Origin of the sequence: Tumebacillus sp. BK434, assembly GCF_004340785.1 — a bacterium.
Lineage (GTDB): Bacteria > Bacillota > Bacilli > Tumebacillales > Tumebacillaceae > Tumebacillus_A.
Window position 1 is genome coordinate 428,588 of the sequence record NZ_SLXS01000002.1, and the last position, 20,094, is coordinate 448,681.

Annotated in this window: 2 protein-coding genes; one reads left to right on the forward strand and one right to left on the reverse strand. The window is 65.2% G+C overall.

What is annotated here, in order from left to right; translation table 11 throughout:
• Positions 1–15 precede the first annotated feature (15 nt).
• Complete coding sequence (locus EV586_RS06420) at positions 16–6,309, forward strand: amino acid adenylation domain-containing protein (RefSeq protein ID WP_132944246.1); 6,294 nt, start codon at positions 16–18, stop codon at positions 6,307–6,309.
• Positions 6,310–6,536: 227 nt separating this feature from the next.
• On the opposite strand, the gene EV586_RS06425 is transcribed toward EV586_RS06420, so the two are convergent.
• Positions 6,537–20,090 (reverse strand): non-ribosomal peptide synthase/polyketide synthase, encoded by a 13,554-nt coding sequence (locus EV586_RS06425; RefSeq protein WP_132944247.1) that lies wholly within the window; start codon positions 20,088–20,090, stop codon positions 6,537–6,539.
• Positions 20,091–20,094 lie beyond the last annotated feature (4 nt).

Here is a 20,094-nt window from a genome sequence, read left to right on the forward strand (position 1 = left end):
GCGAGGTGTGCGCAAATGAATGAAGTTTGTGATCAATCGGTTCACCGCCTGGTCGAGCAGCAGGCGGCACAGCGCCCGGATGCGGTCGCGCTGGTCGGGGCGCAGGAGACGTTGACATACGCAGAAATGAACGGGCGGGCCAATCGATTGGCTCGTCATTTGCGCAACAAAGGGCTTGGCACGGGACAGCTGGCAGCGGTGCGCCTGGAGCGTTCTGTCGAGATGGTGGTCGCGATGCTGGCGATTTTGAAAGCGGGCGGGGCGTATGTGCCGCTCGACCCGGGCTATCCGCAGGAGCGGCAGGAGTTCATGCTGGAAGATGCTGCTGCGAAGGTCGTGCTGTTTCGCGACCACTTGGAGCTGGCGACGTCGGCGGTGCAGGTGCCCTTGGATGCGGAAGCTGCAGAGATTGCGCTGCTGTCTGCAGACAATCTCGACGTGGAGGTCGACGTGGAAGACCCCGGCTATGTGATGTACACGTCCGGCTCGACCGGCAAGCCGAAAGGGGTCTGCATCCCGCACCGCAGCATCAAGAGCCTGGTCATCGAGCCGAACTACTGCACGATCGGGCCGGACGATGTGATGCTGCACTGCGCGTCGGTGTCGTTCGACTCGACGACGTTCGAAGTGTGGGGGGCGCTGTTGAACGGCGCGAAGCTGGTCGTCATGCCGTCGCAGGTGCCGTCGCTGGCCGAGCTTGGCGCAGCGGTCAGGACGCACGGTGTGACGGTGCTTTTGCTGACGGCCGGCGTGTTTGCGGAGATGGCGGCGCATCATCTGGACGATCTGCGCGGGGTGCGCGACCTCTTGTCCGGCGGGGACGTGCTGTCGACGACAGCCGTCAACGCGGTGCTGGAGCATTTGCCGGAGACGCAGATGATCAACGTGTACGGGCCGACAGAGTGTTCGACGTTCAGCACGTACTACCGCCCGGCGCGGGAGGAGCGGTTTACGTCCGGCGTGCCGATCGGCTATCCGCTGCAACTGCGGGTGCTGTTTGTGGTCGATGAAAAAGGGAACCAGACAGCGCAAGGCGAAGCGGGCGAGCTGTACATCGGCGGTGCAGGCTTGGGGACGGGGTATTGGAAGCGGCCGGAGCTGAGCGCGGAGAAATTTGTGCAGAATCCGTTTGGCGAAGGGCGGCTGTACCGCACCGGCGACTTGGTGCGCCTGCGCGAGGACGGCGTGCTGGAGTTCCTCGGGCGGATCGACGGGCAGGTGAAGATCCGCGGCTTCCGCGTCGAAACCGGGGAGATCGAACATCGCCTGATGCTGCACGGGGCGGTGAAGCAGGCGGTGGTGATCGCGCGCGAAGACCGCCCGGGCGACAAGCGTCTGGTCGCCTATGTCGTGCCGGAGGAAGGCGCGGTATCAACTGCGGCGGAACTGCGGGCGCATGTGGCGGACGGATTGCCGGAGTATATGGTGCCGGCGGCGTTTGTGGAGCTGGAGCGGATACCGCTGACGCCAAACGGCAAGGTGGATCGCAAGCAACTGCCGGCGCCTGCCGCAGATGCGGAGGCATGGCGCGGCCGTGCGGAGGCTGTGCTGCCGCGCACAGAGCTGGAACAAACGCTGACGGCGCTGTATGAAGAGGCGCTGGGCGTGGCAGGCATCGGGGTGTTCGACAACTTTTTTGAGCTGGGCGGGCATTCGCTGATCGCGATGAAGATCGCGGCGCGCCTGCGCGATACGCTGCCGGTGGCGGTGCCGCTGCAGTGGCTGTTTGAGGCGTCATCGGTGGCGGAATTGGCGGCACGGATCGAGGGGCAGACAGATGCGGAAGCCGGGCCGCGCGCGGGTCATGCGCTGGTGCCGGTGCCGCGCGACGGGCTGCTCGAGCTGTCGTTTTCGCAGGAGCGCGTGTGGTTCTTGCGCAAGTTGGCGCCGGAGAATCTGTCGTACAGTTTTCAGGCGGAGTTCCGCTACTTGGGGCAGCTGAATGTGGACGCGCTGCAGCAGAGCTTGCAGGGCATGATCGACCGGCATGAGATCTTCCGCACTTCGTTCCCGGAGCGGAACGGACGTCCGTATCAGCAGATCCATGAGCCTTGGGAAGTGCCGTTGCCGGTGGTCGATCTGACCGGCGTGCCTGCTGAGGTGCGGGAAGCGGAAGTGCAGCGGCTGATTCGCGAGGAGGTCACGCAGGCGTTTGAGATGGCTGCGCTGCCCTTGGTGCGCTGGAAGCTGTTGCGCTTGAGCGCCGAGGAGCATGTGCTGATCCATGTGGAGGACCACTTGGTGCATGACGGGTGGTCGCTGACGGTGTTTGTGGATGAGCTGCAGCAGCTGTACAAGGCGGCGGTGCGCGGCGAGCAGGCGGCCTTGCCGGAGCTCGAGGTGCAGTTTGCCGATTTTGCGCAGTGGGAGCGGCGCTGGATGCAAGGCGAAGAGGCGCAGGCGCAGCTGGCCTATTGGACGGACCGATTGGGCGGAGCGCAGTATGTGCTCGACCTGCCGACCGACCGGCCGCGCCCGCCGGTGCAGCGGTTCAAAGGGAAGGTGTTCCGCTTCGATCTGGACGCGGAACTGTGCGATGCGCTGCGGGCGTTCAGCAAGCGTGAGGGCGTGACGCTGTACATGACGCTGTTTGCGGCGTTTAACGTGCTGCTGCACCGCCATACGGGACAGGAGGATCTCCTGGTCGGTTCGGCGCTGGCGAATCGGCGGTTGAAGGAGATGGAGCCGATGATCGGGATGCTGGTCTCGAACATCGTGCTGCGGACGCAGGTGCAGGGCGATCTGACCTTCCGCGAACTGCTCGGGCAGGTGAAGGAGGCGGCGCTGGAAGGGTTTGCGCATGTCGGTCTGCCGTTTGAGAAGCTGGTGGAGGCGTTGCAGCCGGATCGGGATCTGAGCCGCAATCCGCTGTTCCAAGTGTCTTTTTCGTTCCACGATTCGCGGATGCCGGCGTTGGAGATGGAAGGGCTGGAAGCGGTGCGCCTGACCGACGGGCTGAGCAATGAGACGTCGAAGTTTGACATGAACATCATCGTCCTGCCGCGCAAGGAGCAGAAGGCGGGAGATGGGATCACGATCTCGTGGGAGTATGACATCGATCTCTTTGAAGCGGATACGGTGGCGCGGATGATCGCGCAGTATCAGGAACTGCTGCAGGCGGCTGTGGCCGGGCCGGAGACGGCCGTCGGGGAGCTGCCGCTGTTGAACGCTTGGGAGCGGGAGAGGCTGCTGACGGAGTTTTCCGGCGCTGGCGAGTTGGGTTCGCAGGCGATGCCGCAGGGCGGTGTGCTGGCGCTGATCGAACAGCAGGCGGCAAACTTCCACGATCATGTGGCGGTTGTCCACGGCGGGCAGCAGGTGACGTATGGGGAATTGAACCGCCGGGCGAACGCTTTGGCGCATCGCTTGATGGAGCTCGGCGTCGGTGCGGAGCGGACGGTGGGCATTTTGCTGGAACGCTCGGTGGAGCTGGTCGTCGCGGTGCTGGCGGTGGCGAAGGCGGGCGGGGCGTATGTGCCGCTCGATCCGGCGTATCCGCAGGAGCGCTTGGCGTTTTTGGCGGAGGATGCGGGGCTGGCCGTTCTGGTGACAACAGAAGCGCTGCGGGGCACGCTGTCTTCGCTTGCAGTTCCGGTGCTGGTGTTTGAACAGGAAGCACAGTGGCGCGGCGAGGAGAATCCGGGCCGCACGGTCGCAGCCGATCAGTTGGCGTATGTGATTTACACGTCGGGCTCGACAGGGACGCCGAAAGGGGTCGAGGTGGAGCAGCGGGCGCTGTGGAACCTCGTGCAGTGGAACAACGCGGCGCACGGGCTGACGCGGGAAGACCGGACGACGCTGCTGGCCGGGACGGCTTTTGACGCTTCGGTGTGGGAGCTGTGGCCGGGCTTGGCGGCAGGGGCAACGCTGGTGATCCCCGATGAGGATACCCGACTGTCTCCGGGGCAGCTGCTGGCGTTTTTGGCGGAACAACAGGTGACGCTGTGCTTCCTGCCGACGCCGCTGGCGGAACGGGTGATCGCGCTGGAGATGCCGGCGGGGCTGAAGCTGCGGCGGATGCTGACCGGCGGCGATCTGCTGCATCCGGTGGCGCAGGAGCTGCCGTTTGCGCTGGTCAATCACTACGGGCCGACGGAGAATGCGGTGGTCACGACCTGTGCAGACGTGCAGGCGGGCACGGTGCCGCCGATCGGCAAGCCGATCTCCGGCGTTGAGCTGTATGTGCTGGATGCGCGGTTGCAGCCGGTGCCGCTCGGCGTGGCAGGAGAGCTGTATGTCGGCGGGAACAGCTTGGCGCGCGGGTATCGCGGGCGGCCCGATTTGACGGCGGAGCGCTTTGTGGCGCATCCGTTCCGGGCGGAGGGCAGGCTGTATCGGACGGGCGACCGGGTGCGCTTTTTGGCCGATGGGAACTTGGAGTTCCTGGGCCGTTTGGACGGCCAGGTGAAGATTCGCGGACATCGGGTGGAGCTCGGTGAAGTCGAAGCGTCGATTCTGCAGCAGGGTCTTGTCGAGTCGGTCGTCGTCGTGGCGCGCGGGGACGGGGAAAAACGCCTCGTGGCCTACGTGACAGGGACGGGTCTGGCGGTGGAGCAGGTGCGGGCCGGGCTGGAAGCGAAACTGCCGGGCTACATGGTGCCGTCAGCGTTTGTGGTGCTGGAAGCGCTGCCGCTGACGCCGAACGGGAAGGTCGATCTGCGCGCGCTGCCGGAGCCTGTTTTGACTGCGGAATCCGGGCGCGGCTACGCGTCGCCGCGCAATGAGGTGGAAGCGAAAGTGGCGGCGGTGTTTGCGGAAGTGCTCGGGGTGGAGAAGGTCGGGATTCATGAGGACTTCTTCTATCTGGGCGGGCACTCACTCTTGGTGACGCAGGTGATCTCCCGCCTGCGCGATCTGCTCGATGTGGAGCTGCCCCTGCCGGCGTTTTTTGCCGATCGGACGGCGGCTGGCGTGGCGGCCCGGATCATCGAGGACGGGCTGGCCAAAGGGCAGGTGCCGAAGCTGGTGTGCGTCGAACGGACGGAGGAGATGCCGGTGTCGTTTGCGCAGCAGCGGCTGTATTTCTTGAACCAGCTGGCACCGGAGAATCCGGTGTATAACATCCCGCTGGCTCTGCGTCTGCGCGGTGCGGTGCGGCTGGATGCGCTGGAGCGGGCCGTGCAGGAGATCGCAGCGCGCCATGAAGCGCTGCGCACGGTGTTTGTGGAGCGCGCGGGCGAGGTGCTGCAGCGGATCTTGCCGGAAGTGAAAGTTCCGTTTGCGGTGCGGGAGGCGAGCGATGAGGCACAGGCGGCAGAAATCGTCCGGGCGGAAGGACAGCATGTGTTCGATCTGAGCGCAGGGCCGCTGTTGCGGGTGCTGGCGGTGCGGCTCGGCGCGGAGGAGCACGTGCTGGTCGTGAATGTGCACCACATCGTGTTTGACGGCTGGTCGTTTGGGACGTTTGCCGAGGAGCTGGCCGCGCTGTACACGGCGTTTGTGGACGGGATCGGGTCGCCGCTCCCGGCGGTGGAAGCGCAGTATGCAGACTTTGCGGTCTGGCAGCGGTCTTATTTGCAGGGCAAGGTGCTGGAGGAGCAGTTGAGCTTCTGGCGGGAGTTCCTCGGCGGGCCGATTCCACAGCTGGGGCTGCCGTTCGACTACCCGCGTCCGGAGCTGCCGGCACAGCGCGGGGCGATGCGGCGGTTTGCGCTGTCGGCAGAGTTGTCGCAAGCGGTGAAGCACCTGTGCGAGGCGGAAGGTGTGACGCTGTTTATGGCGCTGTTGGCGGCGTTTGATGTGCTGTTGTACCGCTTGACGGAGCAGACCGATCTGTTGGTCGGCACGCCGGTGGCGGGACGGACGCAGTCGGCGGTGGAAGGGATGATCGGATTCTTTGTTAACACGCTGGTGCTGCGCAGCGACTTGTCGGGCAACCCGACGTTCCGGGAACTGCTGGGCCGGGTGCGCGAGATGAGCTTGCAGGCGTTTGCTCATCAGGAGGTGCCGTTTGAAAAATTGGTCGAGCGGCTGCAGCCGGAGCGGTCGGCCAGCCAATCGCCGTTTTTCTCGGTGATGTTCGTGCTGCAAAACGTGTCGGCCGATGTGTTGCAACTGCCCGGCGTGGAGGTCGCTCCGGAAGTGTCGCATCATGGCGGGGCGAAGTATGACCTGACCTTGTCGTTTTTAGATGGCGGGGACGTGCTGTACGGGCAGATGGAGTACAGTACGGAACTGTTTGCGGAAGGGACGGTGGGGTGGATGATCGACCAGCTCGTCGCTTTGCTGGAAGGGATTGTGGCTGCTCCGGATACGCGGATTGCGGCGTTGGAGATGCAAGAAAGTTCTTTGGATGAGTTGTTTTTGTAGGGGGATGGGTGGTCGGGTCTGGGCGGGAGATGCTCCGGGTTCACGGTGAAATCTGAACCCTTGATTGAGTAAAACCGTTATAGAGGAAGGGTATAAGATTTCAATTTCACCACTCCGCATCTCCCGCCCTCCCCCGAGGGGCTCTGGTGTTTGGTGGAGGTTTTTGAAAGAGTGAAGAACAGAGAAAAGACCTTGGAATGGTGGTTTTTCCATTCCAAGGTCTTTTTTTAGCGGGGGAGGTGTTGTTTGAGGTGGTTGGTGAGGAGTTTGACGTTCGGTTGTTTCATGATCGTTTCGTGGTCGCCGGGGACCGGGATCACGTTGATGTTCGCGGAGCAGGCGCCCCAGCCGAGCGTCTGGTCTGTGATGTCGGTGGGCTGCTCTTCGGCGAGGAAGAGCGTGACCGTGCCCGGGTATGTCGCGGGCGTGTAACGGTCGTGCGCGTCTTTGATCGCACGATAGACTTTGAGGAGACGTTTGAACTGAAGCAGTTCCACGTCTGGCGGCAGCAAGTCCATCGCTTGGGCCGCCTCGAAGATGCGGCGGTGGACTTCCTCGGTGTCGAGGTGGATCAGCTCGTCGATCTCCGGCGGGAGGGTGAAGCCTTTGCCCCGCGCCGTCTTGCGGACGAACCAGATCGCGAATGTCTTCTCATCGGTGTAGTCGCCGTGCTCGGCGATCTTCGGCACGTAGGTGTCGAAGAGCGAGAGCAGTTCGACTTTTTCGCCGCTGGCGATCAGCTGCTGGGCCATCTCAAAGGCGATGACGCCGCCGAAGCAGTAGCCGCCGATGTAGTAGGGGCCGGCCGGCTGGACGGTGCGCATCTCGGCGATGTAGGCAGCAGCCGCTTCTTCGATCTGCGCGTGGGCGTCGCGGTCGTCTTGCAGACCTTGCGCCTGGAAGGCGTAGAAGGGCTGCTCGGCGTCCATGGTCTGGGCGAGGTCGACGTAGTCGAGCACGCCGCCGGTGCCTTCGTGGACGACGAAGAACGGGGTGCGCGAGCCGGTCGTCTTGAAGCCGATCAAGGGCGAGACGTGGTCGGACGCCTGATCCTGGCGCACGAGCTCGGCCAGATGTTCGATCGTGCCGCCTTGGAAGAGCGCGGCGAGCGGCAGGTCGTCTTTGAATTGATTCTGCAGCTGCGACATCAGGCGCACGGCGAGCAGAGAGTGTCCGCCGAGCGAGAAGAAGTTGTCGCGGATGCCGATCGGCGAGACGCCGAGCACTTCTTCCCAGACGGCCGCCATGCGCGCTTCCAGCTCGTCGCGCGGCGCGACGTAATCGTCCGCGCGGGCGAAATGGTCGCTGCTCGGCGCGGGCAGGGCGCGGCGGTCGACTTTGCCGTTCGGTGTGAGCGGCATCTTGTCGAGCACGAGGAAGAAGGACGGCACCATGTGCTCGGGCAGTTTGGCCTGCATGAAGTTGCGCACATCGGCGATGTCGATCTCGACGCCCTGCGGGCCAACGAGGTAGGCGGCGAGGCGCTTGTCGCCCGGCGTGACTTCGTGGGCGATGACGATCGATTCGCGCACGTCCGGGTACTGGCCGACCACCGTTTCGATCTCGCCGAGCTCGACGCGCATACCGCGGATCTTGATCTGGTTGTCCTGACGCCCGACGAATTTGATCGTGCCGTCGGGGCGGAAGTAGCCGCGGTCGCCCGTCTTGTACATCCGCTCGCCCGGCACGAACGGGTCGGGCAGGAAGGCTTCGGCGGTGCGCTCCGGGTTGTTGTGGTAGTTGCGGGCGAGGCCGACCCCGGTCAGATAGAGGTCGCCGTAGACGCCGATCGGCACAGGCTGCAGGCTGCTGTCCAGCACGTAGACGCCGTTGTTGTCGATCGGGCGGCCGACCGAGACGAATCCTTCATCGGTCGCATCGGCCGCGGTGCAGGTCTGCACGGTGGAGTCGATCGACACTTCGGTCGCGCCCCACGTGTTGTGCAAGCGGCAGCCGATGCGCTCTTGGAACAGGCGCACGAGCTCCGGACGCAAGCCTTCGCCGGAGGAGACGACGTTGCGCAGGCACTGGAGCTGCGCCCGGTCTTCCGGCGTGATCGTTTCGACGACCAGCGAGAGCATCGGCGGGACGAACTGGATCGCCGCCGCCTGGTACTTGATCGCGGCGTCGAGGATGGCGCGCGGGTCGCGGTGCAAGCCGGGCTCCATCAGGGCGATGCGCGCGCCGACCATCAGCGGCCAGTAGAACTCGACCGCCGAGTCGTCGAAGGTCAAGGTCGTTTTTTGCAGCACGGTCTCATCCGGCTGTAGTTGGTGATAGCGCTGCATCCAGCACATGCGGTTGACCCAGCCGCGGTGCGTCGAAGCGACGCCTTTGGGCTTGCCGGTCGAACCGGAAGTGTAGTAGATGGAGACGAGATGCTCCGGCTGCAGGTCGAGCTCCGGCTTCGTCGCCGGGCACGCTGCGATCTCCGGCCACTGCGCATCGATGCAGAGGAACGTGGAGACGTCCTCCGGCATCTTGTCGCGCAGGTGCGCTTGGGTCAGCACGACCGGGGCGCTGGCTTCTTCGGCGAGCTGCGCGATGCGCGCGGTCGGCGCTTCCGTGTCGATCGGCATGAAGGCGCCGCCCGCTTTCAGGATGCCGATCAGCGCGATCACCAGCTCGTGGGAGCGCTCGATGCAGACGCCGACCGGGGTGTCCGGCCCGACGCCGTGCTGCAGCAGGTAGTGCGCAAGCTGGTTGGCGCGCGCTTCGAGCTCGGCGTAGGTCATCGTGTCGTCGCCATAGATGGCGGCGACGCGCTCCGGCGTGCGGGCGGCCTGCGCTTCGAACAGCTCGTGGAGCAAGGCGTCCTGCGGGAAGTCGACTGCGGTGTCGTTCCAGCCGAACAGCACCAGTTCGCGCTCGTCTGGCGGCAGAATCTCCGCTTTGGCGATCGATTGCGCCGGGTCGGCCAACAGGGAGGCGAGCAGGACTTGGAAGTGCACCGCCATGCGCTCGATGGTCGCGGCGTTGTACAGGTCGGTGCTGTATTCGAAGAGCGCCTGCAGCCCGGTCTCCTGCTCGATCAGGGTCAGCTCGAGGTCGAATTTGGCCGTGCCGCGCTGCAGCTCGACATGCTCAAACGTCAGGTCGGAGGAGGCTGCGCGTTGCTGCGGCGCGTTTTGCAAGGTGAACATGACTTGGAACAGCGGGTGGCGGCTCAAGTCGCGCTCCACGTGCAGCTCGTCGATCAGATGCTCGAACGGCAGGTCCTGATGGGCGTACGCCCCCAGCGCCGTGTCGCGCACGCGGGCGACCAGTTCGGCGAAGCTCGGTGCGCCGCTCAGGTCGGTGCGCAGGGCCAGCGTGTTGACGAAGAAGCCGATCAGCCCTTCGACTTCCGCCCGGTGGCGGTTGGCGATCGGCGTGCCGAGGATCAGGTCGGTCTGCCCGCTGTAGCGGTGCAAGAGCGCGTTGAATGCGGCAAACATCGTCATGAACACGGTCGCGCCGTGCTGCTGGTTGAACGCGTGCAGCCGATCGCGCAGCTCTTGGCTTAGCTCGAAGCGATGCACCGCGCCGCGGAAGGACTGCACCGGCGGACGCTGGCGGTCGGTCGGCAGTTCCAAAGTCGGCAGCTCGCCGCTGAACTGGTTTTTCCAAAATTCGATCTGGGCGTCGAGCACAGCGCCCTGCAGATGCTCGCGCTGCCAGACGGCGTAGTCGGCGTACTGGATGGCGAGCTTCGGCAGCGGCGCAGGTTGCCCGTGCCGGAACGCATCGTAGAGCGCGAAGATCTCCTGGATGAACACGCCCATCGACCAGGCGTCGGTGACGATGTGGTGCATGGTGACGATCAGCATGTGCTGATCGGGCGCCAGTTTCAGCAGCGCGGTGCGCACGAGCAGATCGGTCGCCAGCTTGAATGGCCGGCCGGTTTCTTCGGCGATCAGGCGCTCCGTCTCCTGCTCCTGTGCGTCAGGGTCGAGAGCGGACAGATCGGTCACGGTCAGCGGCAGATCGACCTCTTCCTGAATCACCTGCTCGGCGACGCCGCCGGTGGTGATGAAGTTGGTGCGCAGGCTTTCGTGGCGTGCGGCGACCGCTTGGAACACGTCTTGGAGCAGAGCGGTGTCGAGCGGCCCGCTCAGGCGCACGACCAGCGGAATGTGGTAGGCGCTGCTGCCTGCGTCGAGCTGGTCGAGGAACCACAGGCGCTGCTGAGCGAAAGACAGCGGCAGCCGGTCGCCGCGCGGTGCCGGGGCGATCGCAGCCAAGGCTGTGCCTGCCGACAGCTGGCGCGCTGCGTCGATGCGCGCTGCGAAGTCGCCGAGGACGGAGACTTCGAACAGGGCGCTGAGCGGCAGTTCGATCTGGAAGCTCTGGCGGACGCGGGAGATCATCTGCGTCGCGAGCAGCGAATGCCCGCCGAGCGCAAAGAAATTGTCATGCACGCCGACCTGCTCTGCGCCGAGCAGCTCGGACCAGATCGCCGCCAAAAGTTGTTCGGTCGCCGTGCGCGGCGCGACATAAGCCGCTTCCTGTTCGGCCCGGCCGATCTCCGGCAGCGGGAGCGCTTTTTTGTCGATCTTGCCGTTCGGGGTGAGCGGCAGGGCCTCGAGCACGACGAAGTGTGACGGCACCATGTACTCCGGCAGTTTCCGGCGCACGATCTGGCGCAAGTCGGCTGCCGACAGCGCTTCGCCTGTTGCCGGCGCGGGCACCACGTAGGCGACGACGCGCTGGTCGCCCGGCTGGTCTTCGCGCACGATGACGGTGGTCTCTTTGACGGACGGATGCTCGGTCAGCACCATCTCGATCTCGCCGAGCTCGATGCGGAAGCCGCGCACTTTGACCTGATGGTCGAGGCGCGAGATATAGTCGAGCGTGCCGTCCGGCAGCCAGCGCACGAGGTCACCGGTGCGGTAGAGGCGGGTGCCCGGCACAAACGGGTTCTCGATGAAGCGCTCGGCCGTCAGCTCCGGCTGATGCAAATAGCCGCGGGCAAGTCCGGCACCGCCGAGCAGCAGTTCGCCCGCCACGCCGCTTGGCACCGGCTGCAGGTGCTGGTTCAGCACGTAGGCCTGCGTGTCGTCGATCGGACGGCCGATCACCGGCGCGCCGGTCTGGCCCGGCTCCATCTTGGCGAACGTGGAGTAGACGGTGTCTTCGGTCGGGCCGTAGATGTTGTAGATGTTCTGCAAGGTCGGCACGTCGTGCAAACGCTGCACGACAGCCCGCTTCAGCGGCTCTCCGCAGAGCACGACGGTGGTCACGTTCGGCGGGATCGCCGCGGTGCGCGCCAGTTCCGCAATCGAGGAGGGCACGGTGTTGATCAGCGTGACCTCGCTCCTCGCAGGCAGCTGCGGCAGGTGCAGGGCGCTGTCGGCGAGGATCAGCTTGCCGCCGAATGCGAGCGGCACCCACAGCTCGAAGACAGACAGGTCGAAGCAGACCGAGGTCGAGAACAGCATGCCCGCATATTCTTCCGGCGCGAGCAGTTCTTTTGCCCAATGCACGAGCGTCGACACACTGCGGTGCTCGACGGCGACGCCTTTCGGGCGGCCGGTCGAGCCGGAGGTGTAGATCACGTAGGCGAGATGGTGCGGCTCGGTCGCGGTGACCGGGTTGGCCGTGCTCTCCGCTGCGATCTCCGCCTGCGCCGTTTCGTAGCAGACCGTCGCGCCGCCATGCCCTTGCAAGGTCTCGGCAAAACGGGACTGGGTCAGCAGCAAGGACGCTTTTGCATCTTCCAACGTGTACAGCGAGCGGTCGGTCGGATAGTTCGGGTCGAGCGGTACGTAGGCGCCGCCCGCTTTCAAGATCCCGAGCAGCGAGATGACCAGCTCAGCCGAGCGCTCCATGCACAGGCCGACCAAGGACTCGGTGCCGATGCCGCGCTTTTGCAGGTAGTGTGCCACCTGATTGGCGCGGGCGTTCAGCTCGGCGAAAGTCAGGCGGCGCTCGCCGTCGATCAGCGCGATGGCGTCCGGCGTGCGGGCGGTCTGCGCTGCGAGCAGCTCGGGGAGCGTCTGCTGCGGGTGCCCGATGCCGGTGTCGTTCCACGCGGTGAGCACTTGGTGCAGCTCGCTTTCGCTCATGAAGGACAGCTCGCCGATCGGCATCGCCGGATGGGCGAGGATGTTTTCCAGCAGGTTGTGGTAGTGCACCGCCAGACGGGCCACCGTCGCTTCATCGAACAGGTCGGTGTTGTACTCCAGCGCCGCCGCCATGCCGTCCCCATGCTCGGTGACGGTCAGCGACAGGTCGAACTTGGCCGCACCGCGCTGCAAGGGCAGCGGACGGAAGGTCAGACCTTGCGACACCGCTTCGGTGAGCGGCGCGTTTTGCAGCATGAACACGACTTGGAACAGCGGGTGGCGGCTCAGGTCGCGCTCAAGCTGCAGCGACTCGACCAGCTTTTCGAACGGCAGGTCCTGGTTGGCGTACGCGCCGAGCGCAGTGCGGCGGACGCGGGCGACCAGCTCCGGGAACGTCGGGTTGCCGCTCAGGTCGGTGCGCAGGGCCAGCGTGTTGACGAAGAAGCCGATCAAGCTTTCGACTTCGCCGCGCTGGCGGTTGGCGATCGGCGTGCCGAGGATGACGTCCTCCTGATTCGAGTAGCGCGCGAGCAAGGTGTTGAAGGCGGCGAACAGGGTCATGAACAGCGTTGCGCCTTCCGCCTGCGAGAAGCTCAGCAGGCGCTGATGCAGCTCGCGCGGCAGCTCGAAGCGGTGCGTCGCACCTTGGAACGTCTGCACCGGCGGGCGCGGACGGTCGGTCGGCAGCTCCAGCACGGGCAGTTCGCCTGCGAATTCGCCTTGCCAAAACGCGATCTGGTCGGCGAGCACGTCCCCTTGCAGCCAGTTGCGCTGCCAGACGGCGTAATCGGCGTACTGCACGGGCAGCGGGGCGAGCGGTGAAGGCTTGCCGTCGGCAACGGCCGCGTAGACGGCCGTCAGTTCCCCGATCAGCACGCCCATCGACCAGACGTCCGACACGATGTGGTGCAAGGTCAAGACCAGCACATGATCGTCATCGGCCAGTTTGAGCAGCCCGGCGCGGATCAGCAGGTCGTCCGCCAAGGAGAACGGACGGCGCGTTTCCGCTTCGATCAGCCGCTCGGTCTCCGCGGCCTGCACGTCCTCCGCCAGACCGCTCAGATCGAAGACGAGGAGCGGGAGCAAGGCCGATTCGCGGATCACTTGCTGCGGCGTGCCTTCTGCGGTCAGGAAGTTGGTGCGCAGCGCTTCGTGGCGCTGCACGATCTCATGCAGGCTCTGTTCGAGCGCAGCGGTGTTCAGCGCGCCGCTCAATCGCACCGCCAGCGGAATGTGGTAGGCGTCGGTGCTGGCCTCCAGCTGGTCGAGGAACCACAGGCGCTGCTGCGAGAAGGACAAAGGCAGGTGCCCTTGGCGGTCGGCAGGGACGATCGCCGGAACGGAAGCGGTCTGTCCGCTGTGCTTGGCAGCCTCGATGCGGGCGGCGAAGAGGCGGACGGTGGACGCTTCGAAGATCGTCGCGAGCGGAAGTTCGACGCCGAGCTGGGCGCGGACGCGAGAGATCATCTGCGTTGCGAGCAGCGAGTGGCCGCCGCGGCTGAAGAAGTCGTCGTCAGCGCCGACTTGATCTGCGTTCAGCAGGTCGGCCCAGATCGCAGCGAGCTGCTCTTCTGTGGCGGTGCGCGGGGCGACATAGGCCGTCTCGCTGGCCGCTGTGCCGAGCTCCGGCTGAGGCAGCGCTTTGCGGTTGACTTTGCCGCTTGCGGTCAAAGGCAGCTCGGCGAGGAAGACGTAGGCGCTCGGCACCATCGCGGCGAGCAGGCGCTGTTCGAGGAACTTGCGCAGCTCGGTCGCCGTGACTTCTGCGCGGGTGACCGCGTAGGCGGCGAGATAGGTCTGACCATCGGCATCTTGCCAGTCGACGACCGCCGCGTGTTCGACCTGCGGATGGTGCAGCAGCGCCGCTTCGATCTCGGTGGTCTGGATGCGGACGCCGTGGATCTTCACTTCGTTGTCGAGGCGGCCGAGCACTTCCAGCGCGCCGTCCGGGCGGTAGCGGCCGCGGTCGCCCGTCAGGTAGACGAGGTCGGCCGCAACTGCGCGCGCCGGGTTGGGCAGGAAGCGCTTGTGCGTTTCTTCCGGCGCATTCAGGTAGCCTTTGGTGCAAAACGGCGTGCGGATGACGATCTCGCCCGGTTCACCGACGCCGGCCAGCGCACCCGATGCGGTCTGCACGAGCGCCTGCGTGTTCGGCAGCGGGAAACCGACCGGCTGAGTGCCGGCGAGCAGGCGGTCCGGTACGAGGTGGAACAGTTTGGCCATCGTCGTCTCAGTCGGGCCGTACAGGTTGACGACCTGCCCGCTCGGGAAGGCCTGACGCCAGCGGGCGACCAGCACGTCGTTCAGCTTCTCGCCGCAGAAGAAGGCGTAGCGCAAGGAAGGCAACGCGACATCCTGCGTCTTATAGGTCAGCCAGGACTGGGCGACCGATGGGACGGTCTGCAGGACGGTGATCCCCTCTTCCGCAAGCCACGACAGCACGGTGTCGGCGCCGAGGTCGTCGAGGACGCGGGGCAGGCAAAGCGTGGCGCCGGAGACGAGCGGCAGGAACACGTCGCGCAGGAACGGGTCGAAGGACAGATGGATCAGCTGCGCGGCGCGGTCATCGCGGGTCAGCGCAAACGTTTCGCGCTGCCAGCTCATGAAGTGGTTCAGGCCGCGATGCGTGCCGAGCACGCCTTTCGGAACGCCGGTCGAGCCGGACGTGTAGAACAGGTATGCCGGGTCGTCCGGGTCGATCTCCGGGAAGGGCAGCTCTTCCGCGTGGCTGGTAGATGGCGCATCGTTTGCCGCCAATCCAGTCAAAACGTGCCCCGAGTGCGGATCGACCGCCAGCAGCGGATAGGCTGTCAGCGACGCATCCAGTTCCTCCACGCTGCGCTCGCTGATGTGCAGGAGCAGACGGGCGTTCGCTTCCTGCAGCAGGGTCTGCTGGCGCTGCAGGGGCTGGTTCTGGTCGACGTTGAGCAGGACGCCGCCGCTCTGCAGGACGGCGAACAAGGCGGCGATCAGGCCGAAGGAGCGCTGGCCGTACAGGGCGACCGTGTCGCCTTTTTGCACGCCGGCCGCCAGCAGGGCGCGAGTCAGTTCGTCGCGGCGCGCGATCAGCTCCCCATAGCTCCACCGGCGCTCCCCTTGGGAGACGGCGGTGTGTGCCGGAGCTTCGGCGGCGCGTTCCGCCAGCATCGCTTGGATCGACAGGTGGGCAGGCGCGTCCAGCTCCATTTTTGCATCGGGCAAAAGGGAACGTGTCGCCGCCGTCACCAGCGAGTAGTCGCTGACCTTGGCCTCGGGCGCTGCTGCGATCTGCTCCAAGAGGCCGGTCAACTGCTCGAGGAACACGTGCATCCGCGCAGGCGAGAACAGGTCCTGACGATAGGACAGGCGCAGGTGCAGATCGTCTGCCAGCTCGTCGAGGTACAACGTCATCATGAACTTGGACGGCGCTTCCATGCCTTCTTGCGGCTCTAAGGTCAGACCGGGCAGCGCGAGCGTCTGTTGCGGCGTGTTGTTCAGGTTGATCATCACGTCGAACAGCGGATTGCGCCCGGCGGTGCGGTCGGGCTGGACTTCTTCGACCAGCTTCTCGAACGGCAGGTGCTGGTGAGCAAACGCGCCGACGGTCGCCTCGCGCACCCGCGCCAACAGCTCGCGGAAGCTCGGGTTGCCGCTCAGGTCGGTGCGCAGGGCCAGCGTGTTCAGGAAGAAGCCGATCATCCCTTCCGTCTCCGAATGGCTGCGTCCGGCGATCGGCGTGCCGACGATGATGTCCTCCTGGCCGGACAAGCGGCTGAGGAGCAGGTTGAACGCCGCATTCAGCGTCATGAACAATGTCGCGGCTTCCTGCTGCGACAATCGCTTCAGCCGGTCGGTCAGCTCTGCAGGCAGCTGTGCCGACACCGTGCCGCTTTCCAAGCCCGGCGCTGCGCCAAACGCTTTGTCGGACGGCAGGTCGAGCACCGGCAGGGGGCCTGCCATCGCTTGCTTCCAATAGGACAGCTCGGTTTGCAGCACTTCGCCTTGCAGCCAGTCGCGCTGCCAGACGCAGAAGTCTTTGTATTGCAACACCGGCTCGGCGAGCGGAGATGCAGCGCCGGTGACGAACGCCGCGTACAGCTTGGAGAACTCGCCGATAAACACGCCGAGCGACCAGCCGTCGGCGATGATGTGGTGCAGCGTGATCTGCAAAAGATGCTCGGTCGCCGTCAGCTTCAAGAGCTGCACGCGCAGCAGGGAGTCTTGTTCCAGATCGAACGGGCGGGCGATCTCTGCGCGCACGAGCGGTGCGGCCGCCTGCTCTGCATCGGGGCGAGCTCTCAGATCGATCTGCTGCAGGGCAAACGCGGACTGCTCGCGGATCACCTGCTGCGGCACGCCATCGACGGCGATGAAGTTGGTGCGCAGGGTCTCGTGGCGCGCGAGGAGCGCGGCAAAGCTCTGCTCCAGCGCCGCCAGGTCGAGCGACCCGGTGAGGCGCAGCGAGCCTGCGATGTTGTACGCGCCGCTGTTCGGCTCCAACTGCGCGAGGAACCACAAGCGCTGCTGGGCGTAGGAGAGCGGCACGTTCTGCACGTCTTTGGCCGGAAGCAGCGGCGGCAGTGCAACCGTGCCTGCGCCTTGCAACTCAGCGATCTTCTTTGCCAGCTTGGCGACGGTCGGCGCTTCGAACAGCACCGCCATCGGCAGGTCGAGCGTGAATGCGTCGCGGACGCGGGCGGTCAACTGGGCGGCCAGCAACGAGTGGCCGCCGAGCTCGAAGAAGTTGTCGTAGATGCCGACTTGCTCCGCGTTCAAGAGGTCGGCCCAGATCGCAGCTACTTTCGCTTCCGTCTCATCGCGCGGCGCGACATATTCTTTCGCCGCCGCACGCGGGTCGGGCGCAGGGAGGGCTTTGCGGTCGATCTTGCCGTTCGAGGTGAGCGGCATCGCGTCGAGCAGCACGAAGAAGGACGGCACGAGGTGCGCCGGCACTTTCGCTTCCAGCTGTTCGCGCAGGTCGGCCGCCGCGAGCGTTTGGCCGGACTGGGCGGTGAGGTAGGCGACGAGCACTTTGCCGCCGATCACGTCTTCGCGCGGGAGGACGACCGCTTCCTGCACGCCCGGCAGCGCGCGCAGCGCCTCTTCCAGCTCGCCGATCTCAATGCGGATGCCGCGGATCTTCACCTGATGGTCGAGGCGGCCGAGGTATTCGACCGATCCGTCCGGCAAAAAGCGCCCGACGTCGCCCGACTTGTACAGGCGTGCGCCGCTGCCCGGACGGAACGGGTGCGGGATGAATTTCTCGGCGGTCAGTTCCGGGCGGTTCAGGTAGCCGCGCGCCACGCCGATCCCGCCGATGTGAATCTCGCCGGAAGCGCCGAGCGGCACCGGCTGAAGCTGCTCATCGAGGATGTACAGTTCCACGTTGTCGATGGGACGCCCGATGTGCGGCTGCAAGAGGCCGGCCGTCAGCTGGGTCAGCGTGGCGCAGACGGTGCCTTCGGTCGGGCCGTATGCGTTGATGAACAGCCGCCCTTGTGCCCACAGTTTGACCAGCTCGGCGGAGCAGGCTTCCCCGGCGGAGACGATCGTCTTCAGCGCGGGGAACTCCGCTGCCGGCAGCAGCGCCAAGACGGACGGCGGCAAAGTGACGACGCTGATCTCGTGCTGCTGCATTAGCGAGATCAGGCCCGGTCCTGGCATCAACTCTTCCTGCGGGGCCATGTACAAGGTCGCGCCTGCCACCAGCGCGGTGAAGATCTCCGACACAGACGCGTCAAAGGAGAACGAGGCGAACTGCAGCAGGCGGGTCGCGCTGTCGATCTGGAACGCTTTGATCTGCGCATGGGTCAGGTTGGTCAGCCCGCGATGCTCCAGTTGCACGCCTTTCGGTTGCCCGGTCGAGCCGGAGGTGTAGATGATGTAGGCGAGGTGCTGCGGCTCGGTGCAGAGCTCCGGGTTCGCGCCGCTTTCCGCCGCCAGCTCATCAGCCTGCGCGTCGAGGCAGAACAGCACCTCCGGCCGGAGAGAAAACTTGTCCTGCAGCGCTTCCTGCGTCAACAGCACCGGCACGCCCGAGTCTTCCAGCATAAACGCAAGGCGCTCCTGCGGGTAGTTGGGGTCCAACGGCACATACGCGCCGCCCGCCTTCAAGATCCCGAGCAGGCCGACCGCCATATCTGGCGAGCGGCGCACGGAGATCCCGACCCGCGTTTCCGGCCCGACGCCAAAGCGGCGCAGCTTGTGCGCCAATCGGTTGGCACGCGTGTTCAACTCGGCATAGCTCAATGCCGTGTCGCCGAAAACGACAGCCGTCGCGTCCGGCGTGCGCTCCGCCTGCTGTTCGAACAGGACGTGCACCGGCCGCTCGTCGAACGGCGTGCGGGTGTTGTTCCAGTCGATCAGCTGCGTGCGGGTCTCGAGGTCGCTGAGCACCTTGAACGCGCTGAGCGGGAGATCCGGATGGGCCGCGATGCTCGTCACCAGCTGCTTGAAATGGCCGGCCATGCGCTCGACGGTCGCCGTGTCGAACAGATCGGTGTTGTATTCGAGCGTCGCGGACAGGCCGTCCGCCTCTTCGACCATGATCAAGGTCAGGTCAAATTTTGCCGTGCCCGTGTCGATCTTCAGCGGGCGGAACGTCAAGCCGGGCAGGCTGAACGCCGGCAGATCGGCGTTTTGCAGGACGAACATCACCTGGAACAGAGGCGAGTAGCTCATGTCGCGGGCCGGCTGCAGCTCCTCGACCAGCTTTTCGAACGGAACGTCCTGGTTGGAGTACGCGCCGAGCGTCGAGTCTTTGACGCGGCCGAGCAGTTCGCGGAACGTCGGGTTGCCGCCCGCATCGGTGCGCACGACCAGGGTGTTGACGAAAAAGCCGATCAAGTCTTCGATCTCCGCCTGGTTGCGCCCGGCGATCGGCGTGCCGACGAGCAGGTCGCTCTGCCCGGTGTAGCGGTAGAGCAGCGTCTTGAACGCCGACAGCAAAGTCATGAACAAGGTCGCGCCTTCCTGCTGGGACAGCTCGTTCAGTTTCTGCGCCGTCATCGCGGGCAAGGTGAAGTGGTGCATCTTGCCGGACGTCTTCTGCACCGACGGGCGCGGACGGTCGGCCGGCAGTTGCAGGACGGGCAGTTCGCCTTGCAGCTGCTCTTTCCAATAGGGCAGCTGTTGGTTCAGCACCTGCTCTTCCCAGTTCTCCTGCTGCCACAGCGCGTAGTCGGCATATTGCAGAGGCAGTTCGTCAAGCGGCGATTCTTCGCCGTCCAGAAAAGCCTGATAGAGCGTCACGCACTCGCGGATCAGCACGCCCATCGACCAGCCGTCCGACACGATGTGGTGCATGGTCAGGATCAGCACATGCAGGTCGTCCGACTGGCGGACGAGCGAGGCGCGCAACAGACCGCCTTTGGCCAAATCAAAAGGGCGCTTGGACGCATCGAGCACCAAGGCGGCGACTTGCGCCTCCTGATCATCGGAGGGCAGGGCGTCGAGGTCGGTCACCGGCAGCGAAAAATCGGAGTCGGGGCGGATGATCTGCATCAGCTCGCCGTCGTGCTCCTGGAACGCGGTGCGCAGGGTCTCGTGGCGCATCACGATCTCCTGCAGACTCGCTTCCAAGGCGGGGATGTGGAGCGGGCCTTCCAGCCGCAGGGCGGCCGGAAGGTTGTAGGTGCTCCCCGGATTCAGTTGTTCTAAAAACCACAGCCTCTGTTGCGAGAAGGAGGCCGGGATCGCATAAATCTCATCCTCTGCTTCGGAGAGGAGCGTGATGTCTTGATCTTGGGTGGTCATGAGT

Coding starts and splice junctions, on each gene's coding strand:
- EV586_RS06420 (WP_132944246.1), top strand. CDS start 16: ATGAATGAAGTTTGTGATCAATCGGTTCACCGCCTGGTCGAGCAGCAG.
- EV586_RS06425 (WP_132944247.1), bottom strand. CDS start 20,090: ATGACCACCCAAGATCAAGACATCACGCTCCTCTCCGAAGCAGAGGAT.